1 protein-coding gene is annotated in these 244 nt (G+C 47.5%); it reads right to left on the minus strand.

Annotated elements, in window-relative coordinates; all coding sequences use genetic code 11:
• Positions 1-244: hypothetical protein (locus tag KK062_RS30510; protein WP_254088149.1), on the minus strand; the 244-nt coding region annotated here is incomplete at both ends.

The raw sequence follows: 244 nt of genomic DNA on the forward strand, positions 1-244 counted from the left end.
ATCTTCAACCATCATGGCTACCAGCTCGTCCAGCTCGCGTGACGACTCAGGTTTGAAGATATTCGAGTTCTCGAAGACCTTCACATTATCCATTTCAATGTAGTCGCCTTTCCTCACCCTGGTAAGCTCAAGGGGTATCACAATATCTTGTTCAGCCGCGGCTTTGTAGGTTTTTTCCGCATTAGCGTAAACGAAAACAGTTCCGATGGGCTGGAAACCGATCACCTGGCAAGTCACATACCAA

The sequence above is a fragment of the Dawidia cretensis genome (assembly GCF_018598175.1).
Classification (GTDB): Bacteria; Bacteroidota; Bacteroidia; order Cytophagales; family Cyclobacteriaceae; genus Ohtaekwangia; species Ohtaekwangia cretensis.